The sequence below is a fragment of the Aequorivita marina genome (assembly GCF_031631895.2).
Lineage (GTDB): Bacteria > Bacteroidota > Bacteroidia > Flavobacteriales > Flavobacteriaceae > Aequorivita > Aequorivita marina.
This window is the reverse complement of record NZ_JAVMBW020000007.1, coordinates 47442-71640: the sequence shown is the minus strand read 5'-3', so window position 1 is coordinate 71640 and position 24199 is coordinate 47442. Positions and strand designations below refer to the sequence as shown.

Genomic DNA, 24199 nt, shown 5'->3' with positions numbered 1-24199 from the left:
TTTAAGTTTAATTTTCTGGTAATATTACTTTATCCACTACGTGAACAATACCGTTTCCTGCGGGCACACTACCAATTATTTTGGCTCCGCCTACGTATACATCATCGTCTTTTACTTCTACTTTGGCGTCCTGACCACCAGCTTGGCCTACTTTCTTAAATTTTTTCAAAAAATCTTTTGAATAGTTTCCAGGAGTTACGTGATGCTTTAGGACAGCCGCTAACTGGTCTTTATTTTCAGGTTTTAGAAGATCGTCTACCGTCCCGGCAGGTAAAGCGTCAAAAGCAGCGTCAGTAGGTGCAAAAACCATTAAGGGTCCTGCATTAACCAGTGAATTTTCCAATCCGGCCGCTTGTACGGCTGCAACCAGGGTGGTGTGGTCTGGAGAATCAATTGCAATTTGAAGCACGCTTGGTGCAGATTCATCATCAGTAATAAAAGCTTGCCCTTTATTTGAAGATACCTCAGTTTCTGTGGGACTGTCAACTACAGGCGCATTCCCTTCAGAGTTCGTTTCGTTTTTACAAGCAGAAAACACGAGTATTGCAGTTGAAACGAATAGCATTTTGATGGTTGTTTTCATGATAATCTTGGTTTTTTGCCCTTGTAGGCTTTAGCATCCTACAAGGGCTGGTTGGTTGTTTAAGTAAAATATTAAAGTGTTCTAAAATACTCAAGTATCTGTCTTGACTGCTCCTCAGTCATATTTTGGTTAGCCATTGGCGAGCCATTAAATTCCATTAAAAGCGCCTTGGCAAGCGGATCGTTTTTGGTCATACCCTCTGGATCCATAATCATGTTCATAACCCATTCTGGCGTACGTCTTTCTAAAATTCCAGTTGGCGCGGGACCAATAAACTTTTTATCCACTTTATGGCATGCGGTACAGTTAGCTTTAAAAACCTCTGCTCCTTTTGCTGCCATTGCTTGATCTATGTTTTCACCAATCTCTACATTTTTGATAGGCCCAACACCCTTGTTAGTCAAATCTATTGTTTCAGAGGGTTTGGTTGTAGATTCGGCAGGAGCCTCTTTAGGAGTTTCGGTAGCAGCTGGCTTTTGGCCAATTTTAATGCCTTCATCCTTTTTTTCTTCTTTTCCGCCACAGCTAACTAATAATAGTATTGCTAATGCGGCCATTGATTTAATTATGATCTTCATAGTTGTTAAATTTAATTTACGTGACAAAATTAGGCTTGTATTACCAAATAGAATATGACTTTTATCATAAATAGGATTTTTTAATCCTATAATCTGAACAATTAATATGTTACTGGCAATCAAATCTCTTACGTTTTAAATATCAACATATTTAAGAAGCCAGGGTATGACAAAAGTCATTTTGAATACGTTTCTTATTGCTTATTTTTCACCAAAACAAAAACCATGAGAAACATTCTTTTACCTACAGATTTTTCAGAAAACGCAAAGCATGCTATTAAATATGCCATGCAATTTTTTAAAGGGCAGACTTGCACCTTCCACCTCTTAAATTCGCAAATACCCTCCAGTTACATGACTGCCGATGTATTTACCGGCACCGGAGCAGATTCCATTCATGATGGCATCTTAAGTGATAACAAAAAGGAGCTTGAAAAATTGATTGAGTTTTGCAAATCACTTGCTCCAAATGAGGATTTTAGCTTTGTCTCAAAAGTTGATTTTGCAAACATAATAGATGCTATAAACCATACGGTTTCCGATCACAATATTGAATTAATTGTAATGGGTACTAAAGGTGCTACGGGGGCGGCAAGTGTTGTTTTTGGAAGCAACACCGTTAAGGCCGTTAGAAATGCAAAATGCCCAGTTCTTGCAATACCTGAAAACTATGGTTTTAAGGACATCAATTCGGTTTTACTTTCGTTAAACTATCAACATGACATTACGGAAGAGAACATGAAAGCTTTATTAGACACACTTATCAATCATTCCGCAGCACTTAAGGTTCTTGAAACTTTAGAAAAAGGCAAAAGTGTGAAAAACCTAGATGGCAAGCGAAAGGCTACCGAAGCTATCTTTAAAGATGTCAATTTTGAACGTTTCAGCATTAAAGATCTACCTGCACCAGTGGCAGTTAGTGCTTTTGAGCAACTAATCCCAATTGATTTTCATGCTGTGATTGACGATGAAAAGAAATTTTTAGACCGGTTTATTTTTGGTTCAGATACAACTAAAATTAGCTATGCCTCGTCGGTACCTCTATTAATACTGAAGTAAAGTAGAATTAATTTTTTCCTAAGATTTTATTCTTTTTAAACCGTTTTAAAAGCGTTTCTACATAATCCATAATGGTAGTTTCTGAACCGGATGGATTGACAATATCTATGTTTCCGCGCCATATTAAATCCTGTTTTTGGTTTGGGCATAAACAATACAATGAGGTTTCGGTATTATAAACAGGGTAATCTTCTGTGTTTTCTTTGCCAGAAATTATTTTATTTTCATTGTAATAGTCACTAAATGTTTGAAAGCTCTTTGATAAATTTCTATAAGATTGGGCGAGGGTAACTTTATGCTCTTGCCCAATAACTTTAGAAAAAATAACGGCATCAAAACCAGTTTTTAAAAGTTCGTTTTCAAGGTTTGCCAGATTCCCCTCAGCTTGATCAATTGTAGCTACATGGGCTTCAAAGTAGTCAACACTTTTTACGGCATTAACATTTTCGGCTTTCAGCGCATTGACAAGGCTAAATTCAAATTGACGTTGTAAACCACCATCAGGCGTTAGCCCAATCACCAAAACCTTTTTAGGATGAAAATTTGGGTTTTCGGTATTAATGTATTCATCTACCAATTTGGTACTTGAACAACTGAAGAAGAAAATCGGGGAAATCAATAACGCAAGTAGTTTTTTCATAATATTCAAATTAGCCGAAACCTTACCAAGGTACGTTCTTGTAAATATACGTTTCTCTTTTTAAAATCTAAGCTTGATTAAAAAGTTGCAGCGAACCCACAGTTTCAAAAGTGATTACCCCTAAAAATTACTCGCTGTTTTATAAAACTATACGAAATAACTTTTCGTAAAGATAAATTATGTATTTTTGTTAACCAAATGGTTGAACCATAAAGTTAAATTATGGCAAAAAGAAATAAGCATAAAGACACGGAAGGCCAAATATTGCTAGCAGCCAAAAATATATTCCAGAAGAAAGGGATGGACGGTGCCCGAATGCAACAAATTGCAGACGAAGCCGGGATAAACAAAGCTATGCTCCACTATTACTACCGCAGCAAACAATTACTTTTTGAAGCGGTTTTTAGCAATGCATTTTCTCTTTTAGCTCCCCAGCTGAATAGCGTATTGAATGACGATTCTTCGATTGAAGAAAAGGTGAAAAACTTTACCAGTAATTATATTTCCTTTATATCAAAGCATCCATATTTGCCCAACTTCATTATTCATGAAATGAATCGCAACCCAAAATTTTTTAAGAAAATACAAGAGAGTGCTGCTTTTCCCTCACTCGATAAATTTAACAATCAAGTTGCAGCTGAAGTAAAAAAAGGCATCCTAAAGCCTATTGACGGTGAGCAGCTTTTTATAAATTTAATTTCACTGAATATTTTTCCTTTCATCGCTAAACCATTAATAAAAGGTTTTTTTGAGATTGAAGACAAAGCTTTCAACCAACTAATGGAAGAAAGGAAAGTAGCGGTATCTGACTTTATTATCAATTCGATAAAAAAATGAAAAGGATTGTATTTATAATATTCTTAATTGCTCCCTTTCTGGCTTATGCCCAGCAAACTCTGACCTTGGAAGATTGTTATTCTCTAGCGGAAAAAAACTATCCATTGACAAAACAAACAGCTTTATTGCAAGATAAATGGAATGCCGAGACTAGAATTCTCAAAAAAGAAAGGCTTCCAAAGCTAGATTTAAACGCACAGGCAACATACCAGTCTGATGTTATTCAACTCCCCTTACAAGTTCCAAACTTTGAAATTAAACCGCCAAATAAAGATCAATATCGAGCCACTTTAGACGCAAACCAATTAATCTATAACGGTGGTAAAATTGCAGCAAACACAAGGCTAAAAACCGCCGAACTTGAAACAAAACAACAACAGGTTGCAGTAAATCTATACACGCTAAAATCTCGCATCAATCAGAGTTACTTTAGTGTTTTGTTACATCAAGAACAAGAAAAGCTCCTACGTTCAAAAATGGAGCAATTAGAAGCCCGCTTAAACGAAATACATACTGGCGTAAAATACGGCGTAGCTCTCCCAGCTTCCCAACAAGTATTGAAAGCAGAATTGCTTCTATTAGAACAACAACTTTCGGAAATAACTTTTAACCGAGAAAAAGCCTTAAATAGCTTGTCTATCCTAATTTCAAAAGATTTGGATAATCGTATAAGCTTAACCAATTCAAACATCTTAGTTACAGAAAAAGTTAACGCTCAACGCCCGGAACTAAAACTTTTCGAGCTTCAGAACACACAATTAGAAACTTCAAAAGAGGTAATTACTAAAAGTAACTACCCTAAATTATTAGGCTTTGCCCAAGCTGGTTATGGCAATCCAGGGTTGAACATGCTCGACAATTCGTTTCAAGATTTTTATATGGTTGGCCTAAAGCTAAATTGGAACGTTTTTGACTGGGGCAAGACGAAAGTTCAAAAACAAGCTGTAGATATTTCAAAAGAAATAATTTCTTCCGAAAAAGAAACCTTTGTCTTGAACAACCAAATGCAACAAAAGGAAACCAAAAGTAACATTGCTAAATATGACGCAATGCTAAAAAGAGACGCTGAAATAATTACACTACGCGAAAAAGTGTTGCAGGCAACAGCCTCACAATTACAGAATGGTGCAATTACTTCTTCACAGTACATCGTAGAATTGAACAATCTATACAAAGCGAAAATTGACCACCAATTGCATAAAATACAGTTGTCAATGGCAAAAGCGAATTATAGAGTAATTAAAGGAAACTAAAAGGATAGCCATGAAAAAACATTTTATACCTGTAATTGCATCCTTTTTAGGAGCACTTCTCTCCTGTTCCAACGGCGAGAAAGCAGATGGCTACGGCAATTTTGAGGCGACTGAGGTAATAGTCTCTTCTGAAGCAAATGGGAAACTCGAGTTTTTCAATCTTGAAGAAGGTGAGGTTCTAGAGAAAGGAGCCCTTGTTGGCCTTGTTGACACCCTTCCACTTTATTTAAACAAACAACAGCTACTAGCTTCAAAAAAAACGGTTGCGTCAAAGTCAGGCGGAGTTTGGTCGCAAATCAATGTAATAAACCAACAATTGAAAACCGCTAAATCTGAAGCCCAGCGCGTTCAAAACATGTTTGCGGAAAATGCCGCTACCCAACGCCAGTTAGATCAAGCGAACAGCCAAGTGAACGTACTTAAAAGCAAGATAAAAAACATTGAAACACAAAATGCGCCAATTGTAAACGAATTAAAATCGGTTGATGCAAAAATAGCACAACTCAATGACCAGCTTGCCAAGAGTAAAATCTCCAACCCAATAACAGGCACGGTTTTAACCAAATTTGCTGAACCGGGAGAAGTTGTTTCCTACGGAAAACCTTTATACAAAATTGCAAATATGAAAGCAATGACATTGCGGGTTTATGTAAGCGAAACGCAACTTTCAAGCATTAATATTGGGCAAGAAGTAATTGTAAAAATAGATTCTGGTGCAGAAATGAAAGCCTACCAAGGCGTAATTAGTTGGATATCGGCTTCGGCAGAATTTACACCGAAGATTATTCAAACCAAAGAAGAACGTGTAAACTTAGTTTATGCCGTAAAGCTTACAGTAAAAAACGATGGAAGTCTAAAAATTGGAATGCCAGCGGAAATGTGGATTTCTGAGTAGTGGTGAGTAGTAAATGGGAAAAATAAAAAAAAATGGAAACAAACACAGCCAATTTAGATAATTACTTAGACAACCATTTTATACACAAGAGTAATTGGTTAAGAGCCGCAGTGCTTGGCGCTAATGACGGAATTTTATCTATAGCTAGTATTGCAATTGGCGTAGCAGCGGCAAGCACAACAAGAGATCCAATAATTTTAGCAACAGTAGCGGGTTCGGTAGCAGGCGCTTTATCAATGGCAGCTGGCGAATACGTATCTGTCAGTTCCCAAACAGATATTGAAAAAGCTGATATTGAGCGAGAAAAGATAGAATTGGCGGAAATGCCCGAAATCGAGCTGCTTAGATTAGCCGAGATCTACGAAAAAAGAGGGCTTAAAAAAGAAACCGCCCTGCTTGTGGCAAAAGAGTTTACTGAAAAAGACGCCTTGGCAGCACACGTTAGAGATGAATTGGGAATTAATGAAATGAACCAAGCACACCCCATGCAAGCAGCACTAGCTTCTGGAGCTTCATTTATTGCTGGGGGCATTCTTCCGCTTGCCGTAACCCTGTTTTTTCCTTTAAAAAACATGGAATATATACTTTACGGTTCTGCCATCTTATTCCTAATGATCTTAGGAGCGGTTTCGGCTAAAACTGGCGGATCGAGCCCATGGAAAGCAATTATCAGAATTACTTTCTGGGGAACCATGGCCATGGGTATTACAGCGTTAGTTGGGCATCTATTTGGAGTTAATATTTAATAAATCATTACAAATCAATATAATTTAAACTTAAAACAAACAACTATGAAAAAAACAATTCTAACAACAGCAATAGTTTCAGCATTTTTAATAGGATGTAACGAAACCAAGAACAAAGAGGTGAAAACTGAAACAGTAGAAGCCACTGAAACCGCCCACGAACAACACCGAGAGGAAATGACGGAACACGCAACAGATAATGCTTGGATGACAGAGATAGAGCTAGATAGCGGGAGTAAGTGGGATGCTAACCTTGAAACAACCGAAGGCGTAGATAAAATGCTTGAACTCGTTAGAATCAGCGATGCAAAAACCGTGGAAGATTACCACAATCTAGCTTCAGAACTAAACGAGACAAAAAATTTCGTGGTAAAGAAGTGTACTATGAAAGGCCCTTCGCACGACAATCTACACGTTTTTCTTCACCCACTTATCGAGAAGATCAGTGCGCTGGGAAAAATTACAACAGCCGAACAAGGCGCTCAAATAACTGCAAGTATTAAGGACAACCTTAAGGGGTATTACGAGTATTTTCAATAGTCAAAAATTAAAATTAGTATCATGAAAAATTTAAATGAAATTGGTTTAGATATAAAGAAGTCAAAACTAAATGCTGAAAAACTCAACAAGTTATTGGCTAATTACTCCATCTTTTATCAAAATTCAAGAGGATTTCACTGGAATATTAAAGGAGATAAATTTTTTGAACTCCACGTGAAATTTGAAGAACTATACAATGATTTAAAAGTGAAAATTGATGAAGTAGCTGAACGTATTTTAACGTTAGGGCACTCACCAGAACACACCTATTCAAAATACATTTCCGTATCGCTTATAACCGAAAGCAAAAGCGTTTCTGATGGTTTAGAAGCAGTTTCAAATATTCTTGATTCGTATTCTGTTATCATTTCAATGCAAAGAGAAATTCTAAATATGGCAGCTGATGCAAATGACGAAGGCACGGTAGCACTGATGAGCGATTATATTCAGCAACAAGAAAAAGAAGTTTGGATGTACTCTTCTTTATTAAATAAATAACAGATGGATGGGTATTTCCCTGCGCAAAATCAGTAAATCTTATAAAAAGGTACAAGCGGTCCACGACATTTCGTTTGCTGTGGCGCCTGGAGAATTATTCGGGCTTATTGGGCCCGATGGCGCAGGGAAAACAACCATTTTCAGGGTTTTAACCACGCTCTTACTTCCAAATAAGGGAAATGCAACAGTAGCAGGATTTGATGTTGTTAAAGATTATAAAGCCATCAGAAAATCTGTGGGCTACATGCCAGGTCGATTTTCGTTATATCAAGATTTAACGGTGGAAGAAAATCTGACTTTTTTCGCTACTATTTTTGGAACTACCATTGAAGAAAACTACGGTTTAATTGAGGATATCTACGTACAGATAAAACCTTTCAAAGACCGTCGTGCAGGAAAGCTTTCGGGAGGAATGAAACAAAAACTAGCGCTCTGTTGTGCCTTGATTCACAAACCAAAAGTGCTTTTTTTAGATGAGCCCACAACGGGTGTAGACCCAGTTTCACGTAAGGAATTTTGGGAAATGCTCAAGAGATTGCAAAAAAAGAATATTACAATTTTGGTATCAACACCCTATATGGATGAGGCTGCGCTTTGCGACAGAATAGCGCTAATCCAAGATGGTGAAATATTAGATATAGACACGCCCAAAGCAATTGTAAACAAATTTCCCAAGACTATTTATAATGTAAAGGCAAGCAATATGTACAAATTGATATTGGCCCTTCAGAAATATGAGCATACATACAGCGTATTTCCATTTGGAGAATTTGTACACTACACTGACAAAAGAGATTCTTTTGAAACAGAAGACTTAACATCCTATTTATCAACAACTGATCTCAATGACATTTCAATAGCCCCTACCCAAGCCGATATTGAAGATGCCTTTATGGAATTAGCAAAAAAATAAAGCTAAACATGAAAGAAGGATACGTCATAGAAGTTAAGGGTTTAACCAAAGCTTTTGGTGATTTTAAAGCAGTAAATGCCATTAGTTTTGAAGTAAAAAAAGGTGAGATATTTGGCTTTTTAGGCGCAAATGGCGCGGGAAAAACAACGGCAATAAAAATGTTGATTGGTATTTCTCACCCCACCTCTGGAAAAGCGGAAGTGGTGGGTTACAATGTGTACACTCAACCAGAATCCATAAAGAAAAACATTGGTTATATGAGCCAAAAATTTGCTCTATATGACGATTTAACGGTAAAAGAGAATATTACTTTTTTTGGTGGAATCTACGGTTTGTCGCGTTCAAAAATTCGCGAAAAACGAAAACAATTGATTATTGAACTCGGATTGGAAGATATCTCCAATAAATTGGTAGGCGACCTTCCTTTGGGATGGAAACAGAAACTAGCCTTTTCCGTAGCTCTTTTTCACGACCCGAAAATTGTTTTTTTAGATGAACCCACGGGAGGAGTAGATCCAATTACCCGACGGCAGTTCTGGGAAATGATCTATAAAGCCGCCGACCAAGGCACCACCATTTTCGTGACCACCCACTATATGGATGAAGCAGAATACTGCGATCGAGTATCTATTATGGTTGAAGGAAAAATAGAAGCCCTAGACACTCCAAAAAAGTTAAAAGAACAATTTAGGGTTGATTCCATGAATGCTGTGTTTTTGAAATTGGCCAGAAACATTGAATAAGCGCGTAATCCAGACCCCACAAGTCTTTGAAAACTGTGAGATCTAATCACTTGGTAAAATGAAACGATTCATAGGTTTTATACGAAAAGAATTCTACCATATCTTTCGGGATAGGCGGTCGCTGTTTATCCTGTTTGGAATGCCAATTGCTCAAATAATGCTTTTTGGTTTTGCTATTACCAATGAAATCAGCAATGTAGATATTGCCATTTTAGATCATTCAAATGACGTTACAACTGAAGCGTTGATCAATAAAATTTCAAATTCGAAATACTTCACCGTAAAACAAGTAATCACGCGCGAAGCAGAAATTGAATCTGTATTTAAAAAAGGGGAAATAAAAGCAGTTTTAAACTTTGGAAATGACTTTGACCGCAACCTCATCAAAGAACGAAATGCCAAGGTTCAAATAATAACCGACGCCACAAATCCCAATACGGCGAATGCAATAACCAATTATATCAATGCCATTTTGCAGAATTATCAACAATCCAAAAATAAAACTATTCAATTGGAATATTTGGTAATTCCCGAAACCCGAATGGTGTATAACCCTGAATTGAAAAGTGTGTTTATGTTTGTCCCCGGCGTGATGACCATTATTTTAATGTTGGTTTCAGCTATGATGACTTCAATTTCTATCACTCGCGAAAAAGAATTGGGCACCATGGAAATTCTATTGGTTTCACCGCTAAAACCCTTTCAAGTAATTATCGGAAAAGTAGTTCCCTATATCTTCCTCTCTATCATAAACGCCGTAATCATCGTACTCTTAAGTATTTTTATATTTAAAATGCCCGTTGAGGGAAGTCTATTTTTATTGGGAATTGAAAGCGTCTTATTTATCATTACTTCCTTAGCCTTGGGGATTCTAATTTCAACAATTGCAGAAACTCAACAATCTGCAATGATGATTTCATTAATGGGCTTAATGTTACCGGTAATCTTGCTCTCAGGGTTTATATTCCCTATTTCCAGTATGCCAGTACCGCTTCAAGTTATCAGTAATATCATTCCTGCCAAGTGGTTTATAATTATCATTAAGGGTATTATGCTCAAAGGAGTTGGCTTGGCTTATGTGTGGAAAGAAACCTTGATATTGGTAGCAATGACGGTGTTTTTTATTGGTTTAAGTGTCAAAAAGTATAAAATCAGGCTGGAATAATGAAAACTATTGGCTACATCATACAAAAAGAATTTAGGCAGATCTTTAGAAATAAAGGTATGCTGCCAATTATCTTTATTTTGCCGATTCTTCAGTTAATCATTCTTTCCAATGCCGCAACTTACGAAGTAAAAAACATAAAGTTTGCTTATTTAGATTCTGACCACACTTCCACCTCTCGCACGCTTGTTGAGCAGTTTAAAGCTTCCTCCTATTTTGATGTTCTCGCTGTTTATCCTTCCCATAAAAAAGCAAGTTCAGCCATGTTGTCTGGCGAAGTAGATGTGATTTTGGAAATTCCCAGTCATTTTGAACGCGATTTAATAAAAGAGAAAACTGCTGAATTAGGTATTACCGTTAATGCAATTGATGGCGCTGCTGCAGGTGTTGAAAGCGGCTACGTAAATGAAATTGTGCAAAGTTTTAATAAAGAAGTTCGATCGAAATACATGGATCCTTCACAGAATAATTTACAACCTGTAAGCATTGAAGGCATTCCTTCCTTTTGGTACAACATCAGTTTAGATTATAAAACTTTTATGGTGCCCGGTATTTTGGTGCTATTGGTCACCATGATCACCCTCTTTCTTTCAGGGATGAATATTGTAAGGGAAAAAGAAATTGGTACCTTGGAACAAATTAACGTTACGCCCATTCGGAAAAGCCAATTTATTATCGGTAAATTATTTCCGTTTTGGGTAATTGGAATGGGCTTGCTAAGCATAGGTTTAATCTTGGCTAAACTAATTTTTGACACACCTATGATTGGTAGCATCTTATTGTTATACCTCTATACTTCCATTTATATTTTGGTGATTTTAGGGATGGGTTTGTTTATTTCTAACTTTACCGACACCCAACAGCAAGCAATGTTTGTAGCCTGGTTTTTTATGGTTATATTTATTTTAATGAGCGGCCTATTCACCCCAATTGAAAGCATGCCAAAGTGGGCGCAACTTATTACTGAATTCAATCCTATAAAATACTTTGTAGAAATCGTACGGATGGTGCTGTTAAAAGGTTCTGGCTTTATGGATATTCTTCCACAGCTTATAAAAACCCTTATTTACGCAGTAATAATGAATGTTTTGGCCGTGTGGAGTTATAAAAAAGTGCACTGATTAAAGATATCACCCAAAGTGTTGGTACAGTAAAAACCGAATCGAATTTTAAACCTATTGACCATGAAAAATAACAAAACCTACAAATACATTATTGCAATCATATTAATTGCTTTCGCTTTAGTCATCATTTTTATGGGCAGTAGCGTTCTTTTTGATTGGTTTGGCATTCGTGCAAACCAAGGAAATTATGTGCCATTTGTAGTAAAAACAAATTTGACGGTGGCATTTATATACCTACTCGCCGTCTATGGATTTTTACATTCAAAAAAATGGGCCTCCTGGGCTATGTTGTCGGCAGCCCTGCTTCTAGTTTACGCACTAACGCTGTTATATTTACATATTCATTCGGGTGGCCCTTATGAAACGCGTACCGTTGCCGTTTTAATATTTAGAATACTATTTACCTTGGTTTTCGCAGGGCTTTTATCAATTAATTTTGACAAGAAAAGAACTAACACTGAACGCTAGACAAATAGCATCAACTAAAAAATAAAAGCACGACAGCTCACAAAATAAATACTCATTAGAAAACTATGGGAAACAAAAGTATCACGATAAAAAAGTTTAATGGCGATCTAGAAGAATTTGATATTGAAAAGCTCAAAACATCACTTCGGCGAAGCAATGCTTCGGAAAGCGAAATAAAAGAAGTTACAAAAAATATTATCCCAACACTTTACGACGGAATACCCTCCAAAGTAATATACAAGAAAGCATTTTCAATTTTAAAAAAGCGGAACCGTACCACAGCATCAAAATACAGCTTAAAACGAGCTATTTTAGACCTTGGACCTACCGGCTTTCCTTTTGAACGGTTAATTGGTTCTTTGCTTAGCCATTACGGTTACAAGACCCAAGTAAGCGTTATTCTTGAAGGTGAATGTGTAAGCCACGAAGTAGATGTATTAGCAGAAAAAGACGGCAAGACTTATGCTGTGGAGTGTAAATTTCATACGGATTTTCGAAATACCAGCAGCGTAAAAGTACCTCTGTATATCAATTCAAGGTTTTTAGATATACAAAGAAAATGGAATAGCGACGCATCAAAAAACTCGCATTTAAAACAAGGTTGGTTAATAACCAATACGCGCTTTACAACTGATGCTATAAAGTACGGCGAATGTGTAGGTTTACATTTAATGGGTTGGGATTATCCTGAAGAAAATGGGTTAAAACAAAATGTGGATAAATATGCGCTCTACCCAATTACCACTTTAACAACTTTAAAAAAGCACGAGAAAAATAAAATTATTGAAAATCAAGTAATCTTGACCAAAGACCTTTACGAATCGTCTCATTTATTGGATGAAATTGGACTCTCTACCCTACGAAAAAATAGAGTTCTAGATGAAATAAAGAGTTTGTGCAACTTGTAATTGTTATTTAATAAATCATACGCAATCCAAGGTTTATGGCAAATTCTTAATTATTGATTCAATTCTGAATTATAGTTGCTAAAAGTTTGCGTCCTTTTAATGGAGAAGTGTCTACCAGGTAGTTACAACCCTTAAAAGCTTCCAAAAAATTTAGTTTTTGAAGAGATGTAATTCTTACTGGTTGTTTTCAATTTTAAAATAAGAATTCTATTTCAAAAGCTTCCTAAACGTTTATAATTTAACCCTTAAAAGCCTTTATTTAATTGGCTTTAGAGATAATATGAAGCTTAAGGGTTTATAATTAAAAACACCTGTTTTTTGGCCTATCGAAAATTTATCGTAAAATTAGACATGGATATTGGCTTTACTTATCGACTTCAAAACACTGAATTTTAGAGACTTGCCCAACATTTTTTTTATATTATTCAACTAATTAGTTCCACATAAGAGATTAAATTTAAATAATATTATTCGTGTCCGACTAAGACTTAAGGTCGCTGCGTAAATGACGTAAGACCTGCCTGACGTGCATTGGCAGGCAGGCGTAAGACTTGATTCTGAATAGATTGACAATTAGCTCGGTTGATTAAACATCACTCTTTTTTATTAAACCCGAGTTGTGAATTCAATAGCATGGTGTAAATTAACAAAAGAGCTTCAAGAGCCTAATAGTACACAGGTAATTGATTTTTCAAATATTTTAATCGGACACTAATAAAATAATGTATAAAATTCAGCTTACTTATAGGTTCCCAATATATTGGCAATTTTTTTCAAATCTATTTCATTAATTTCTGTCTGTGGAGCTAAAGGGAAAATTTGTTGTCCCGGTCTGTTTATAAATGCCGCTCTCCAGCCTGCCCAAAGTGCACCCGCTACATCCCATCCGTGAGCTGCAACTAGCATTGCTTCATTAGGTTTTATTCCCATTTTACGTGCTGCCCATTCATAGGTTTCTCTAAATGGTTTAAACTTTCCGATGTCTTCTACACTTAATCGATCATCAAAATACTGCATCAAACCAGCACTTTCAAATTGCTTTTTCACCCCTTCATTGGAAGAGTTTGTGAAGGAAACTAACTTATAGCCATCAATCTTTAATTGGGCCAAAGCTTGTTTTACTTCTGGATGTGCAGGTAATCCGCGTAGGGAATTTACCACTGTTTTGCGCGCATCGTCTTCAGACATTTCAATACCATTGTTTGCGGCTACCATTTGTAAGGCGGCTGCGCCAATGTTTCCAAAATGCTCGTATTGTCCACTTGCCGTTGTTACTAGTGAATATTGTAACATTGTTGTAAACCATAACGACAGTAAATCGTCTCTGCCATTTAAAGCCTCACTTACTACTTGTTTCATATCGGTGAGATCCAGCAAGGTTTCATTAACATCAAAAAATAGTATTTTCGGTCTTGTTTTATTTGTCATTATCTGTGTGTTTTCTGGTGAATTTCCTACTACTAGGTTTGGCATCAATAGTCCTGTTGTTCCTATTAAACCAAGGTTTTTTATAAATTTTCTTCTGTTGTTCATTTTTTTTTCAATTAAACTGGTTTCTGGTTTTTATTTGTTAGCAAAAACCGTTTTCATTCAGCAATCAATTCTGAAAGCACTTGTTTAAATGTATCTACGGGTTGTGCGCCTGTTACGGCACTTTTTCTGTTAAACACAATGGTGGGCACCGAGTTAACTCCTAAATTTTTCCAATATTCTTGTTTTGTGCGGACTTCACTTCGGGCGTCTTCATTGTCTAATCTGGCTAATCCTTCTTCAGCATTTAAGCCAACGCTTAAAAGTGTTTCTTTTAAAACATCTCTTTTAGACACATCTTTTCTGTCGCTAAAAAAAGCTTTAGTCAATGCCATTTTTAATTCGGTTTGCTTGTTGAAATCTTTAGCATACTCCAATAAAATGTGAGCTTCAAAGGTGTTTGCCATACGCATTTCATCAAAATAATCGAATTTAAAACCTAATTCTGCACCAGCTTTCGTCATTTGCTGTTGCGATTGTTTTTGTTGTTCTAAGGTAGAACCGTATTTTTCTGAAATGTGCTCGATGATGTTTTGACCTTCGGCTGGCATATTTGGGTTGAGCTCAAAGGGTTGCCATTCTATTTCTATTTGGTCTTCAATTCCCAGTTCTGAAATGGCTTTCTCCAGGCGTTGGTAGCCAATGGTACACCAAGGACATACAACATCTGAAACAATATCAATTTTTAATTTATCAGTCATAATTTTATTTTTTAATTGAGTTTGTATTTATTTCCACATCAATTATCGTGTTATTTACTAATTAGATTATTGTTTAGAAAGTGGTTTTCTTTTTTTTCATCTTCAGTGACTTTATCTGTTGCAACAACATTTAAAACCATAGAGTTAACAATCCTGCTTTTGCTTAAATCCTTATTTAAAATATGTGCTTTATGAAAAACGCCTAACGTATCTACATTCGGTTTTGGACTGCTATTATTCATTATCACAACGGAATATTTATAGCTGTCAACAGTCTTTATGATTGAAGTAAAAGGTTTTAGGAAGCGCTCTTCATCCTTATAAACAGGTGTAAATTTGTTGTAATAGTCTTCAGGTGTTGTACAGGTTTCAGCATAAGCGTGGTAATCTGCAATTTGTAATTCACTTTCTACCTCACTGGGTTCGTACCCTAACATCAATATAGATTGATCTGCTGCATTATCAACGTGAAAAGGGGTATTTACTTGCTGATCAAAACGAACTAACCAATGATAGTCTAGCTTTTTATTAAATTTTGAAACCGTAAGAGCCGATAATTCTTTCTTTAATTCTGTCAAAATTGACCTGAATTGATACGGAGTAAGTTCTTCACTAAAAACAAGATGCATAAAACCAGGCGCGTCCGTAGTCGTTCTAAAAACTGCGTTAAAGCTCTTTTCTGCTATTTGTTTTATTGTTTCGTTTTTCACTTCCATCATCTCGAATTAGCTTTCAATTTCTGTTTTAAAATTTTATCAGTTCGCTTATTTGCAGTTCGGCTTTGACGTTGCTATAGTTTTCTAAATCTGCAGCGAGCGTTTCTTGATGAGGCCCAAATGACTCCTGAAACGAGGCTATACTATCAAATTTTAAATGAGCTATGGCGACGTAAGGCGCAGGTTCTTTGGGAACTCGGCTCGCCACACCTAGATCTAACTCTAAGTCTTTTAAAGCACTACCAACTAATTTTGAAACCATTGGTAGGTGCGTATTTTTGTAATATTCTGCATCAAATGCTACATCTTTAGCGTTCGGATACATGACGGATACTTTGATCATAGGATGTCTTCTTAAAAAATTAGTAAACCTTCCTCAAAAAAGGAGAAAGGTTTACAATTATTCGCCTATAGTTTATTAGGCTACATTTTTATTTTTTCCAAGTAAATTTCTGGAAAGGCTCATCAACAGAGGTGTTTGCAATATGGTTGACATAGTTGCTGATTGTTTTTTGAGACAATCCCAAAATAATTTCCAATACTTGCGCTTCACCATAACCCGCTGCATAAAAAGCATCTAAATCTTCTTGTGAAACATTCCCACGATTACGGACAATGCTTAATGTCATTGTCCTTAAGGCTTCTAGTTTTGCATCTTCCAATGGAGTTTCATTACGTAGTGCTTCTGTGATGTCGTCATCTACTTTCATCATTTTGGCAATACCTGTATGTGCAGGAACACAGTAATGGCATTCATGCTCTACATTGATGGCTTGCCACACCACGGTTAATTCTTCATTGTTAAATGATGATTCTGTAAACAATTCATGCAAGGTTTGGTAAGCCTCAAGAATTTTTGGAGCACCTGCCAATACGCCATGTAAATTGGGTATCATCCCATTTGATTTTTGAGATTGCTCTAATAAGCCTTTACTCTCTTCTGGTGCAGTTTCGATGTTGTGAACTTTTAATGTTGTCATAATTTTTATTGTTTTAGTGATTAATAAATATCTAAACAATCGTTTAGATTTGAGGCAAAAAAAATGTTTATAAACCTTGAAAGGTCATTTCAATATAATCTTCTATTTCTTTCTCATTATTGACTCTGCAAGCTGCTGCTAAACCGTGTTTTGCCAGTAACAGAAAGTTAGCTTGTTTGAGTACAGTTTCTTTGTCTTTGCCGGTATCTGCAGATAATTTTTTAATAAATATTTTTTTGATGTTTTCCATAAACTTTTTCATCTGATCTTTGATTAACTGATCATCGCTCTCAGAAAACTCATTGTAAGTATTGGTTACCAGGCAGCCTTTTCCATTTCCTATTTCTTTGCGAACATTAATTGAATCATAGAAAAACTGTTTAATACCTTCAACGCCATTTGAAGATTTCTCTAATTTTTCAAAAATAATTTTTGACTTGGCATTGTAGCATTTTATGCTTTCCAGAAACAGGCCGTGCTTACTTCCAAAACTTGAATATATAGAGAACTTATTGATGCCCATTTCTTTTTCAAGCATTTGCATCGAAGTTGCCTCATAGCCATTTTGCCAAAATACATTCATAGCTTTTTCAACAACTGCCTCTTCGTTATATCCTTTTTTTCTTGCCATTATTTTTGATTACAGGGCAAAACTAAACGATTGGTTAGCTACATACAACTATTTAACTTTTATTTTTGAGTAAGCTTGAAAAGCAGGTGTGTGCTACTCTTATAAAACCTGTGACTTTAATCAGGCAATATTATTAGTTTTTATATCTTTGAAAGTGTTTATAAACCTTTAATTCTTATTAGACATAATGAAACAAATATTACTTTACTTCTACATATTCAAAACGTTATACAGTCCAACTTCCAAAATTGGAGTAGGTCATTAGTTTTTACGTTTATTTTATAACTGAGCTTATATGCTTTAACAAAGGTTTTATATCAATGCCTATTTCCTGCCACAACGAGACGAAAGTTGATTCTCTTTTAATCAAGTTCTATGACACCCCATGATTTCTCTCGATTGTAAACTGACTTTTTCTCAAACATTCAGTTTTAGACTCATTCTACTAAAATAACATTCAATTGCCAGTACCAATTTTATTAATCATCACATCAAAAACAAACCACCTATTGTCATCAAAAATTTAGTTGCTACCATATTATTTTGTTATTGCTGTATGCACTTTAATATACTGCAGGCAGCAGGTATTGTTCAAGACAAAGGAGCATTCCCTAAACCTACCGCACAGATTCATAAAAATTTTGATGACACGCTTTATTATGTTTATTATAACCTAGCCATAAAAGATTCAGATAAAGCATTTCGTGTAGCAGACTCGTTATATCAAAGCGCTAAAGTTCCTCGAGAACAGGCAAGGAGCCTAATGCTAATGGCTGGAATTTTGGGTAAGAAGCGAGACCCCATTTCGGCATTAAACCATATTGATAAGGCTATAAAAACAGCTAAAGAGAACAACATTAACGATGTTCTTGTTTGGGCGCTTTACTACAAAGGAGAATTATATCGCTCTTTAGGGTTTTACCAAAGGGGTAATGCAATGCTTAAGGAAGCTGAAAATTTAATTCCTAAAATTAAAAATGAATATTGGCAGCACAAATTTCAGGCTACACATAGTAAAGGTGAAGCAGAAATGGCCATGGCAAATTATGATTTTCAAAAAGCAAGAGATATACTTCTAAAAGCGACTTCTGATTATAAATTATGGGCATCAACAATGCCTGAAGCTGCTGCAATTTTAGGTAGATGTTATCAATTACTTGGCGATTGTTATTTTAACCTCAATCACTTAGATAAAGCTCGGGAAACGTATCATCTAGCAAATCGTTATTTGGATAAATGGAACACAAAAAACACCATATACACCGGACGTCTTTATCAAGGATTGGGAAGTATTTACTTAAATAAAAATATCTTAGACAGTACAGATGTATACCTTCAAAAAGCTTTAAGCATTGCAGAAGCTAGCAATAGTAATTCATTTAAGAATAAAGTATATAAAAGCCTAAAAGAGTATTATAAAAAGACGAATGATTCTGAACAATTTACAAGCTATGTAAAAAAGCAGGATAGTTTAGCGAGTATAATTATACGGCATGATAAGTCTATGATTAATGCAATGGCAGAGTATCCTATCATCGAGAAAAAAGAGGTGTCCATTTCAAGTGAAAGTGGATGGACAAGCAATGTTATATTTATAACAAGTGTTTTTATTATCCTTACTTCTACAGGGGTTTATTTTGCAGTTAAAAAGCGTAATAAGCCAAAACAACGTGATATTGTAAGTAAACCTAAAGAGGTAGAAATAAACCTTTCTCAAAAGATTGAGCAGGAACTTATGCGCAAGCTTAACAAATTTGAATCTTCAAACGTATTTTTAGATAAAGAAATGTCGTTTTCAACCTTAGTGGGCTATTTAAATACGAATGAAAAATACTTGCGGAAAATTCTACGACTTAAAGATGTTACCAACTACAATAACTACATCAATGAACTACGCATTAAATTTATTGTTCAAAAACTTAAAACCGACCCCGAATATCTAAATTATAAAATAAGCTATTTAGCCAAGGAAAGCGGCTTCTCATCTCATAGTAAATTTTCTTCCTGTTTTAAACAAGTTTTAGGTGAAACTCCTTCTAAATTCATAAGTAAAATCAAATCTTGATTTTCGTAGTATATTTATTGGTTTATAATTGGTTTTCTTTTTAATTCTCAATCAACGACATTAAATTCTTCAAAGCCTCAATAAGAGAAAGTTCAACAGCTTCCTGTCAAGTTAAAAAAAGGCTAAACCCTCCCTTATAATTGCGCTTCAGAAGAGCAATTGCTATCTTTGAGTGAACCTAAAAAAACAAGCAATATGGGCTATTTAAACCTAGATAAAAAGAAAACAACAGATACCGCTAAAGAACTTAATGTGCTTTTAGCAGATTATCACCTTTATTACCAAAAACTAAGAAACTTCCACTGGAATGTGGTTGGCCATAACTTCTTCGAACTTCATGTGAAATTTGAAGAAATGTATGATGATGCCAAGTTAAAGGTAGATGAAATTGCCGAACGTATTTTAACACTTCGCTTTCAACCAACCAGTAATTTCACCGATTACCTAAAAATGAGTAGCATCAAAGAGTCTCCTGAAGATACCAAAGATATGGAAATGGTAAAGATACTTCTAGACGACCATGGAAAACTGCTAAAACAAATGCGAAAAGTAGTTGACATAGCAGATGACGCAAACGACGAAGGAACAATTGATATGATTGGTGGCTTTATTGCCCACATTGAAAAAGTAAGCTGGATGTTAGATGCTTGGTCAATGAAAGAAGGCGCAAGCCATCCTGAAGTTGAAAAATAAATCAGACTTCTATAGCATGTAAGGCATGCCAATAAAACTGTAAAGCTGGGAATGATTTGAAAGTAACTTCAATTCTTCCCAGTTTTTTATTGCGGTATATTCCATACAAAAATGACCTACTTAAAAGATATGGGGTTTATGATTATAAGAAAAGGACTAAATTAAAAATCGAAGCCCAGGCCAAAAACGAAACGATTACTTTCTTTAGAACTAAACATACTCACATTCGCATTCAATCCACCTACGCCATGAATCCAGAATCCACCGCCATAAGAGTTATGCCATTTTTCTGATACGTTTTGCCTTAACCAAACCCTGCCAAGGTCGGCGCCTGCATATACTCCCATCTTAAATGGTCGCAAACCAATATTAAAGGAAGGTAAGCTATAGCGTAAATCGGCACTCCCTACTAAATAAGATTTACCAGTAAAGCGTTGCTCTCTATAGCCGCGTAGGCCATTATCACCTCCTAAACTGGGTGCCTGATAAAACTGATAATTTTCCCCTAGATTAACTTCATAACTCAAGTTTGTTTTTAAGATCAACTTTTTGCTGTTTACCAATGCGTTATAAAATCCTATTCGGGTCTTTATAAACCCAAAAACCTCATCCATACGCTCAAGATTATCGGTTATCCCAGCATTCAAATCAAACATCATCCCAATACTCGGATCAATAGTATTGTCATAGCTTCTATAGTTATATACTCCTTCCAATGTGCCGTAATACACGCTTTGGTCCGTGCTCCAAATATTTGTGTCAGAAATAAAATTGTTGGGCAGTTTATTCGCCTTAAAAGCGTCAAAAGAGGCTTGAAGCTTAAAGAAGCTACCAAAGTTACTGTTTCGCAATAATCCAACATTTGCAGAGATTTGCTGGACTTCTATTCTATTGTATCGATATCCTCTTTCCGCTTGAAAATTTTTTGTTTCGTTACCATAGCCAAAAAAGTTTCTTGTAAAGTTGGGACTGGTAAAGCGACCACCAACATTAAGGTTTAAGTTGTTTATAATATTGGCAAATTCGCCACTATAGCCGATTTCAAAACTATTTCGATCTGAAAAATAAGCTGCATTAAAACTGTGTTTTTGCGAAAACGGATTGCGTTGGTAACCATCTACGCTATAAACGTATTGAACCGCTGCACGAAAACCATCGTCTGGGTTATATCCAATAGCCGAAACAATACCTTGAGAATGTTCAATTTGCTTTCGGTAATCATAAGCATTGAGGCTATAGACATTTGTAAAACGGAAGTTTCTTCTATTTCCGTTTAAAATGCTATCCGTTTTCTTTTCGAAGTCATAAACTTTTACCCTTCGTCCCTGATTCAAATTGTAAACATCGCTATCCTGCCCTCCAATTAGCCTAATATAGATTAAATCGTTTTCAGTCCCATCCACAACAAAGGTGTCGCTACCCGAAAGACCATATACCCAAACCTCCCTTGTATCTTTTGATGAAAATGTACGGTCTATAAGCGTATCAGAGGCTATTCCGTTTATGGTATTAAAACTTCTTACTTGGGTTTTTCCATCAGGCAGTCTGGTAATTTCAAAACGGTCGTTATAATCCGTCCCTACAATAGTCTGTAGTGTTGACAAATACGTGAAATAACTATCAGCAATTTCAACTAAGTTTGCTTTTCTGGCTTTCAATTTCTGCTTTATATCTTCCAGAGCTTCATCTTGTACCGCTTCAGGAATCGCGTTAAAAGCGCTTTCTATTACCGCATCGGTAATACGGTCTTGCAAGATGCGTGCAAGATATTTCCATTGTTCTCTGCCCGAGTTTGCCAACAAAGCTCTATCTAGAACAATTCCCTCTTTATTAAACCATTTTAGGTCATTGAGGTCTTCACCATAAACATGGCTTTGTTTGGTTCCGCTAAATAAAGAGCGGGTTACATCCAGAATATTCCCCTCAAAACTCGAAAACGCATTGTCCCGATTGGTGGGGATTGGCACATACGCATGTGTATTTCCACCATCTTTGAATTCTGCCCAGCGCCAATGATCTTGTCCCCTATCCCAGTTTCCTATAAGCATGTCAAAAAGTCGAGATTTAATATAATTCTCCTCGTCCACAAATACATTGCCCGTTTTTCTAAGTTCTATTAAAATATCATCCGTAGTCTGAACCTCATCTGGATAGTTAAAAAAACCTTCTCCTTCACTTTTTTCACTAGGTTCTTCCGAAATTAAATAGAGTTCATTACCATAGGTTTCGTTATAATTACCAAGCGATTTTTGTTTCGGCACATAATAAAGCCTTGGCTGGGTATAGAAAATATCCAAAGCTCTCGCCATTTCAGGAATTGCCAATACCGCATAAGGATGGGTGGCTGTATAAAAGTTAAATTCTTGCCCTTTTATAGTGGGAATCTCAGTGCTTTCGGTTTTAGAAGGCTCGTTTGTATTATCCTCAAAAACCAACTGCCTTGAAACTTGAAGCGCTTTCTTGCCCATGGGCCTCATACTGTAACGCTTTCCTTTTTTATCGGTTAAGAGCAACGAATTATAGTCGGCAGCCTTATTTTCATTTACCACTTTTAGTCCGCCATAAAGTGTATCTAAAGTTGCCGTTTTTGCCTTAACTGGCTGTGCGTAGGCATTTTTATACTTCGCTCCCCATACCGTATTAAAAAATAAGGCCTGACTAATACTGTCTTGTTTATAAATAGACGTAGTATATTGCTTCGGAAATGTTTTGGGATATTGCGAAACATCTAAATGTTTTGGTGCGGGAATCACTTCCTTCTGAAAAATTAAATCGGGCTTAAAACCTTCGCCTTTTACATAATACCGCACCCATGACGATCCATCTTTAAACACATCAAGAACGGCAAATCCTTGTGCGCCAGTACTAAAAAAACCATCCTTACCTGTTGCTGCATACGATTCCTTAGAGCCTGCACCGGAAACAATTTGAGAAAATCCATCTTTCTCTATATACTGTAAGTTATGATCGTGGCCCGAAACAAAAACCAAGCGTTGGTTGTGCTTTGCAAGCTCTTGCAACTTATTCATAAAGTTATTATACAGCTCATTATATCGGTCTTGAACAGACACTCCACCCTGCGAACGTATCTGAACCACCAAAGATGACAAGATTGGTAAGGGTATCTTTTTTTGAAATGGATATAAATGTTTTTCCAATGCAAAATAACCGCCGTGGTTGCCATTGGTAAACATAGGGTGGTGCATGGCAAAGACAATTGTTTTATTTTGATTTTTTTCCAGCTCCAATTTAAGATCTATAAAGAACTTCTCACGGGTTTTGATGTCGCATTTTTGATTAATACTTGGGTTTTTATTCCAGTCCTCCAAAAACCATTGCGTATCTATAATAATCAATTGGATGTTTTCTGAAACATTTAAACTTTCCAACGGACAAGCATTACTCGGTTTAAAAGCATCTTGACCTGGGAATTTAGATTCCACATAAGCCTCTTCCCTAGCAACTCCTAACACTCCATCATTATACCATTCATGATTTCCCGGAAGGAAAATGGTCTGTCCATCATAGTCTTTAACTGCTTTGTATTGGGCGTCAATCATGTTTTCAGATTGCTTCCGCCGAGGATGGTCTTTCGGATCCATACCTGCAGGATAGATATTATCGCCTAAAAAGATGGTGTAGTTTCCAGAAGTCTGCTCTGTTTCTAAAAATTCCTTAAATGTAGCCAGCGCATCACTCATTCCGCCCATTGGCGAAAGCCCTGCATCACCGACCAAATAAAAGGTTTTTTCAACATTTTTATGGGTTGGATATACTGGTTTGGCATCCATATCTTTAAACTGCGGTGCAAAAGTGGCGCAGGAGGAGACCAAGAAAACTATTAAAATAAAGAAGAAATATTTTTTAAATATCATAACTCAGGTTCACTACTATTGTAAGGGAAATAATTGAGAATTGAAGTCGCTCTCCAAA

At 36.1% G+C, this 24199-nt stretch carries 25 protein-coding genes; 15 read left to right on the top strand and 10 right to left on the bottom strand.

From position 1 onward, the window contains the following. Positions 1-7: 7 nt before the first annotated feature. Both QPK98_RS09735 and QPK98_RS09730 read right to left on the bottom strand, forming a co-directional pair. Positions 8-583, bottom strand: coding sequence for a fasciclin domain-containing protein (locus QPK98_RS09735; RefSeq protein WP_310993076.1), 576 nt, complete (start codon positions 581-583; stop codon positions 8-10). Positions 584-654: 71 nt separating this feature from the next. Then, positions 655-1161, bottom strand: coding sequence for a cytochrome c (locus QPK98_RS09730; RefSeq protein WP_310993075.1), 507 nt, complete (start codon positions 1159-1161; stop codon positions 655-657). A 225-nt stretch (positions 1162-1386) separates the two neighbouring features. On the opposite strand from QPK98_RS09730, the gene QPK98_RS09725 reads away from it, so the two are divergent. Continuing rightward, positions 1387-2220 carry a universal stress protein gene (locus tag QPK98_RS09725; protein ID WP_310993074.1) on the top strand — a complete coding sequence of 278 codons (834 nt, stop codon included), beginning with the start codon at positions 1387-1389 and terminating at the stop codon, positions 2218-2220. A gap of 7 nt (positions 2221-2227) precedes the next feature. Here the strand turns inward: QPK98_RS09725 and QPK98_RS09720 are convergent, their stop codons facing one another. Beyond that, positions 2228-2860, bottom strand: a complete 633-nt coding sequence (locus QPK98_RS09720) for a hypothetical protein (protein WP_310993073.1) — start codon at positions 2858-2860, stop codon at positions 2228-2230. 222 nt (positions 2861-3082) lie between these two features. Here QPK98_RS09720 and QPK98_RS09715 point away from each other — a divergent pair, with 222 nt between their 5' ends. From QPK98_RS09715 to QPK98_RS09660, 12 genes are all read left to right on the top strand, one after another. Next, on the top strand, positions 3083-3697 hold the full coding sequence (locus tag QPK98_RS09715; RefSeq protein WP_310993072.1) for a TetR/AcrR family transcriptional regulator: 615 nt from the start codon (positions 3083-3085) through the stop codon (positions 3695-3697). Continuing rightward, positions 3694-4950 carry a TolC family protein gene (locus QPK98_RS09710; protein ID WP_310993071.1) on the top strand — a complete coding sequence of 419 codons (1257 nt, stop codon included), beginning with the start codon at positions 3694-3696 and terminating at the stop codon, positions 4948-4950. Before QPK98_RS09715 ends, QPK98_RS09710 begins: the two co-directional genes overlap by 4 nt. Positions 4951-4960: 10 nt before the next feature. Continuing rightward, positions 4961-5845: an HlyD family secretion protein gene (locus tag QPK98_RS09705; protein ID WP_310993070.1), complete on the top strand. Its 885-nt coding sequence runs from the start codon at positions 4961-4963 to the stop codon at positions 5843-5845. Between the two features lie 32 nt (positions 5846-5877). Further along, the gene (locus tag QPK98_RS09700) at positions 5878-6591 is read left to right on the top strand and encodes a VIT1/CCC1 transporter family protein (RefSeq protein WP_310993069.1); all 714 of its coding nucleotides are present in this window, start codon (positions 5878-5880) and stop codon (positions 6589-6591) included. Between the two features lie 45 nt (positions 6592-6636). Further along, positions 6637-7131, top strand: coding sequence for a hypothetical protein (locus QPK98_RS09695; protein WP_310993068.1), 495 nt, complete (start codon positions 6637-6639; stop codon positions 7129-7131). A 21-nt stretch (positions 7132-7152) separates the two neighbouring features. Continuing rightward, a complete protein-coding gene (locus QPK98_RS09690; RefSeq protein ID WP_310993067.1) occupies positions 7153-7629 on the top strand; it encodes a Dps family protein in 477 nt (158 codons plus the stop codon). Positions 7630-7636: 7 nt separating this feature from the next. Beyond that, positions 7637-8542, top strand: coding sequence for an ABC transporter ATP-binding protein (locus QPK98_RS09685; RefSeq protein ID WP_310993066.1), 906 nt, complete (start codon positions 7637-7639; stop codon positions 8540-8542). Positions 8543-8550: 8 nt separating this feature from the next. Further along, complete coding sequence (locus QPK98_RS09680) at positions 8551-9285, top strand: ABC transporter ATP-binding protein (protein WP_310993065.1); 735 nt, start codon at positions 8551-8553, stop codon at positions 9283-9285. A 58-nt stretch (positions 9286-9343) separates the two neighbouring features. Next, positions 9344-10450: an ABC transporter permease gene (locus tag QPK98_RS09675; RefSeq protein ID WP_310993064.1), complete on the top strand. Its 1107-nt coding sequence runs from the start codon at positions 9344-9346 to the stop codon at positions 10448-10450. Further along, positions 10450-11571 (top strand): ABC transporter permease, encoded by a 1122-nt coding sequence (locus QPK98_RS09670; protein ID WP_310993063.1) that lies wholly within the window; start codon positions 10450-10452, stop codon positions 11569-11571. Before QPK98_RS09675 ends, QPK98_RS09670 begins: the two co-directional genes overlap by 1 nt. A gap of 63 nt (positions 11572-11634) precedes the next feature. Further along, positions 11635-12042 (top strand): hypothetical protein, encoded by a 408-nt coding sequence (locus QPK98_RS09665; RefSeq protein WP_310993061.1) that lies wholly within the window; start codon positions 11635-11637, stop codon positions 12040-12042. A gap of 65 nt (positions 12043-12107) precedes the next feature. Further along, positions 12108-12950, top strand: a complete 843-nt coding sequence (locus tag QPK98_RS09660) for a restriction endonuclease (protein ID WP_310993060.1) — start codon at positions 12108-12110, stop codon at positions 12948-12950. Positions 12951-13688: 738 nt separating this feature from the next. Here the strand turns inward: QPK98_RS09660 and QPK98_RS09655 are convergent. The 6 genes from QPK98_RS09655 to QPK98_RS09630 form a co-directional block, all read right to left on the bottom strand. Beyond that, on the bottom strand, positions 13689-14483 hold the full coding sequence (locus QPK98_RS09655) for a haloacid dehalogenase type II (protein ID WP_310993058.1): 795 nt from the start codon (positions 14481-14483) through the stop codon (positions 13689-13691). Positions 14484-14536: 53 nt separating this feature from the next. Further along, positions 14537-15181 (bottom strand): DsbA family oxidoreductase, encoded by a 645-nt coding sequence (locus tag QPK98_RS09650; protein WP_310993056.1) that lies wholly within the window; start codon positions 15179-15181, stop codon positions 14537-14539. Between the two features lie 50 nt (positions 15182-15231). Further along, positions 15232-15900, bottom strand: a complete 669-nt coding sequence (locus QPK98_RS09645) for a hypothetical protein (RefSeq protein ID WP_310993054.1) — start codon at positions 15898-15900, stop codon at positions 15232-15234. A 25-nt stretch (positions 15901-15925) separates the two neighbouring features. Beyond that, positions 15926-16240, bottom strand: a complete 315-nt coding sequence (locus QPK98_RS09640) for an EthD family reductase (protein ID WP_310993053.1) — start codon at positions 16238-16240, stop codon at positions 15926-15928. A gap of 88 nt (positions 16241-16328) precedes the next feature. Then, on the bottom strand, positions 16329-16877 hold the full coding sequence (locus tag QPK98_RS09635; protein ID WP_310993051.1) for a carboxymuconolactone decarboxylase family protein: 549 nt from the start codon (positions 16875-16877) through the stop codon (positions 16329-16331). A gap of 67 nt (positions 16878-16944) precedes the next feature. Further along, the gene (locus QPK98_RS09630) at positions 16945-17508 is read right to left on the bottom strand and encodes a TetR/AcrR family transcriptional regulator (protein ID WP_310993049.1); all 564 of its coding nucleotides are present in this window, start codon (positions 17506-17508) and stop codon (positions 16945-16947) included. Positions 17509-18064: 556 nt separating this feature from the next. Between QPK98_RS09630 and QPK98_RS09625 the strand changes: the two genes are divergently transcribed. Continuing rightward, a complete protein-coding gene (locus tag QPK98_RS09625; protein ID WP_310993047.1) occupies positions 18065-19573 on the top strand; it encodes a helix-turn-helix domain-containing protein in 1509 nt (502 codons plus the stop codon). A gap of 195 nt (positions 19574-19768) precedes the next feature. Beyond that, the gene (locus tag QPK98_RS09620; RefSeq protein ID WP_310993046.1) at positions 19769-20266 is read left to right on the top strand and encodes a Dps family protein; all 498 of its coding nucleotides are present in this window, start codon (positions 19769-19771) and stop codon (positions 20264-20266) included. A gap of 161 nt (positions 20267-20427) precedes the next feature. Here QPK98_RS09620 and QPK98_RS09615 read toward each other — a convergent pair whose 3' ends face one another. Beyond that, positions 20428-24141 carry a metallophosphoesterase gene (locus QPK98_RS09615; RefSeq protein WP_310993045.1) on the bottom strand — a complete coding sequence of 1238 codons (3714 nt, stop codon included), beginning with the start codon at positions 24139-24141 and terminating at the stop codon, positions 20428-20430. Positions 24142-24199: the final 58 nt, after the last annotated feature.

What these genes read in the sequence shown, in the direction of transcription:
- QPK98_RS09735 (WP_310993076.1), bottom strand. Translation starts at nt 583, where the DNA reads ATGAAAACAACCATCAAAATGCTATTCGTTTCAACTGCAATACTCGTG.
- QPK98_RS09730 (WP_310993075.1), bottom strand. Translation starts at nt 1,161, where the DNA reads ATGAAGATCATAATTAAATCAATGGCCGCATTAGCAATACTATTATTA.
- QPK98_RS09725 (WP_310993074.1), top strand. Translation starts at nt 1,387, where the DNA reads ATGAGAAACATTCTTTTACCTACAGATTTTTCAGAAAACGCAAAGCAT.
- QPK98_RS09720 (WP_310993073.1), bottom strand. Translation starts at nt 2,860, where the DNA reads ATGAAAAAACTACTTGCGTTATTGATTTCCCCGATTTTCTTCTTCAGT.
- QPK98_RS09715 (WP_310993072.1), top strand. Translation starts at nt 3,083, where the DNA reads ATGGCAAAAAGAAATAAGCATAAAGACACGGAAGGCCAAATATTGCTA.
- QPK98_RS09710 (WP_310993071.1), top strand. Translation starts at nt 3,694, where the DNA reads ATGAAAAGGATTGTATTTATAATATTCTTAATTGCTCCCTTTCTGGCT.
- QPK98_RS09705 (WP_310993070.1), top strand. Translation starts at nt 4,961, where the DNA reads ATGAAAAAACATTTTATACCTGTAATTGCATCCTTTTTAGGAGCACTT.
- QPK98_RS09700 (WP_310993069.1), top strand. Translation starts at nt 5,878, where the DNA reads ATGGAAACAAACACAGCCAATTTAGATAATTACTTAGACAACCATTTT.
- QPK98_RS09695 (WP_310993068.1), top strand. Translation starts at nt 6,637, where the DNA reads ATGAAAAAAACAATTCTAACAACAGCAATAGTTTCAGCATTTTTAATA.
- QPK98_RS09690 (WP_310993067.1), top strand. Translation starts at nt 7,153, where the DNA reads ATGAAAAATTTAAATGAAATTGGTTTAGATATAAAGAAGTCAAAACTA.
- QPK98_RS09685 (WP_310993066.1), top strand. Translation starts at nt 7,637, where the DNA reads ATGGGTATTTCCCTGCGCAAAATCAGTAAATCTTATAAAAAGGTACAA.
- QPK98_RS09680 (WP_310993065.1), top strand. Translation starts at nt 8,551, where the DNA reads ATGAAAGAAGGATACGTCATAGAAGTTAAGGGTTTAACCAAAGCTTTT.
- QPK98_RS09675 (WP_310993064.1), top strand. Translation starts at nt 9,344, where the DNA reads ATGAAACGATTCATAGGTTTTATACGAAAAGAATTCTACCATATCTTT.
- QPK98_RS09670 (WP_310993063.1), top strand. Translation starts at nt 10,450, where the DNA reads ATGAAAACTATTGGCTACATCATACAAAAAGAATTTAGGCAGATCTTT.
- QPK98_RS09665 (WP_310993061.1), top strand. Translation starts at nt 11,635, where the DNA reads ATGAAAAATAACAAAACCTACAAATACATTATTGCAATCATATTAATT.
- QPK98_RS09660 (WP_310993060.1), top strand. Translation starts at nt 12,108, where the DNA reads ATGGGAAACAAAAGTATCACGATAAAAAAGTTTAATGGCGATCTAGAA.
- QPK98_RS09655 (WP_310993058.1), bottom strand. Translation starts at nt 14,483, where the DNA reads ATGAACAACAGAAGAAAATTTATAAAAAACCTTGGTTTAATAGGAACA.
- QPK98_RS09650 (WP_310993056.1), bottom strand. Translation starts at nt 15,181, where the DNA reads ATGACTGATAAATTAAAAATTGATATTGTTTCAGATGTTGTATGTCCT.
- QPK98_RS09645 (WP_310993054.1), bottom strand. Translation starts at nt 15,900, where the DNA reads ATGATGGAAGTGAAAAACGAAACAATAAAACAAATAGCAGAAAAGAGC.
- QPK98_RS09640 (WP_310993053.1), bottom strand. Translation starts at nt 16,240, where the DNA reads ATGATCAAAGTATCCGTCATGTATCCGAACGCTAAAGATGTAGCATTT.
- QPK98_RS09635 (WP_310993051.1), bottom strand. Translation starts at nt 16,877, where the DNA reads ATGACAACATTAAAAGTTCACAACATCGAAACTGCACCAGAAGAGAGT.
- QPK98_RS09630 (WP_310993049.1), bottom strand. Translation starts at nt 17,508, where the DNA reads ATGGCAAGAAAAAAAGGATATAACGAAGAGGCAGTTGTTGAAAAAGCT.
- QPK98_RS09625 (WP_310993047.1), top strand. Translation starts at nt 18,065, where the DNA reads ATGCACTTTAATATACTGCAGGCAGCAGGTATTGTTCAAGACAAAGGA.
- QPK98_RS09620 (WP_310993046.1), top strand. Translation starts at nt 19,769, where the DNA reads ATGGGCTATTTAAACCTAGATAAAAAGAAAACAACAGATACCGCTAAA.
- QPK98_RS09615 (WP_310993045.1), bottom strand. Translation starts at nt 24,141, where the DNA reads ATGATATTTAAAAAATATTTCTTCTTTATTTTAATAGTTTTCTTGGTC.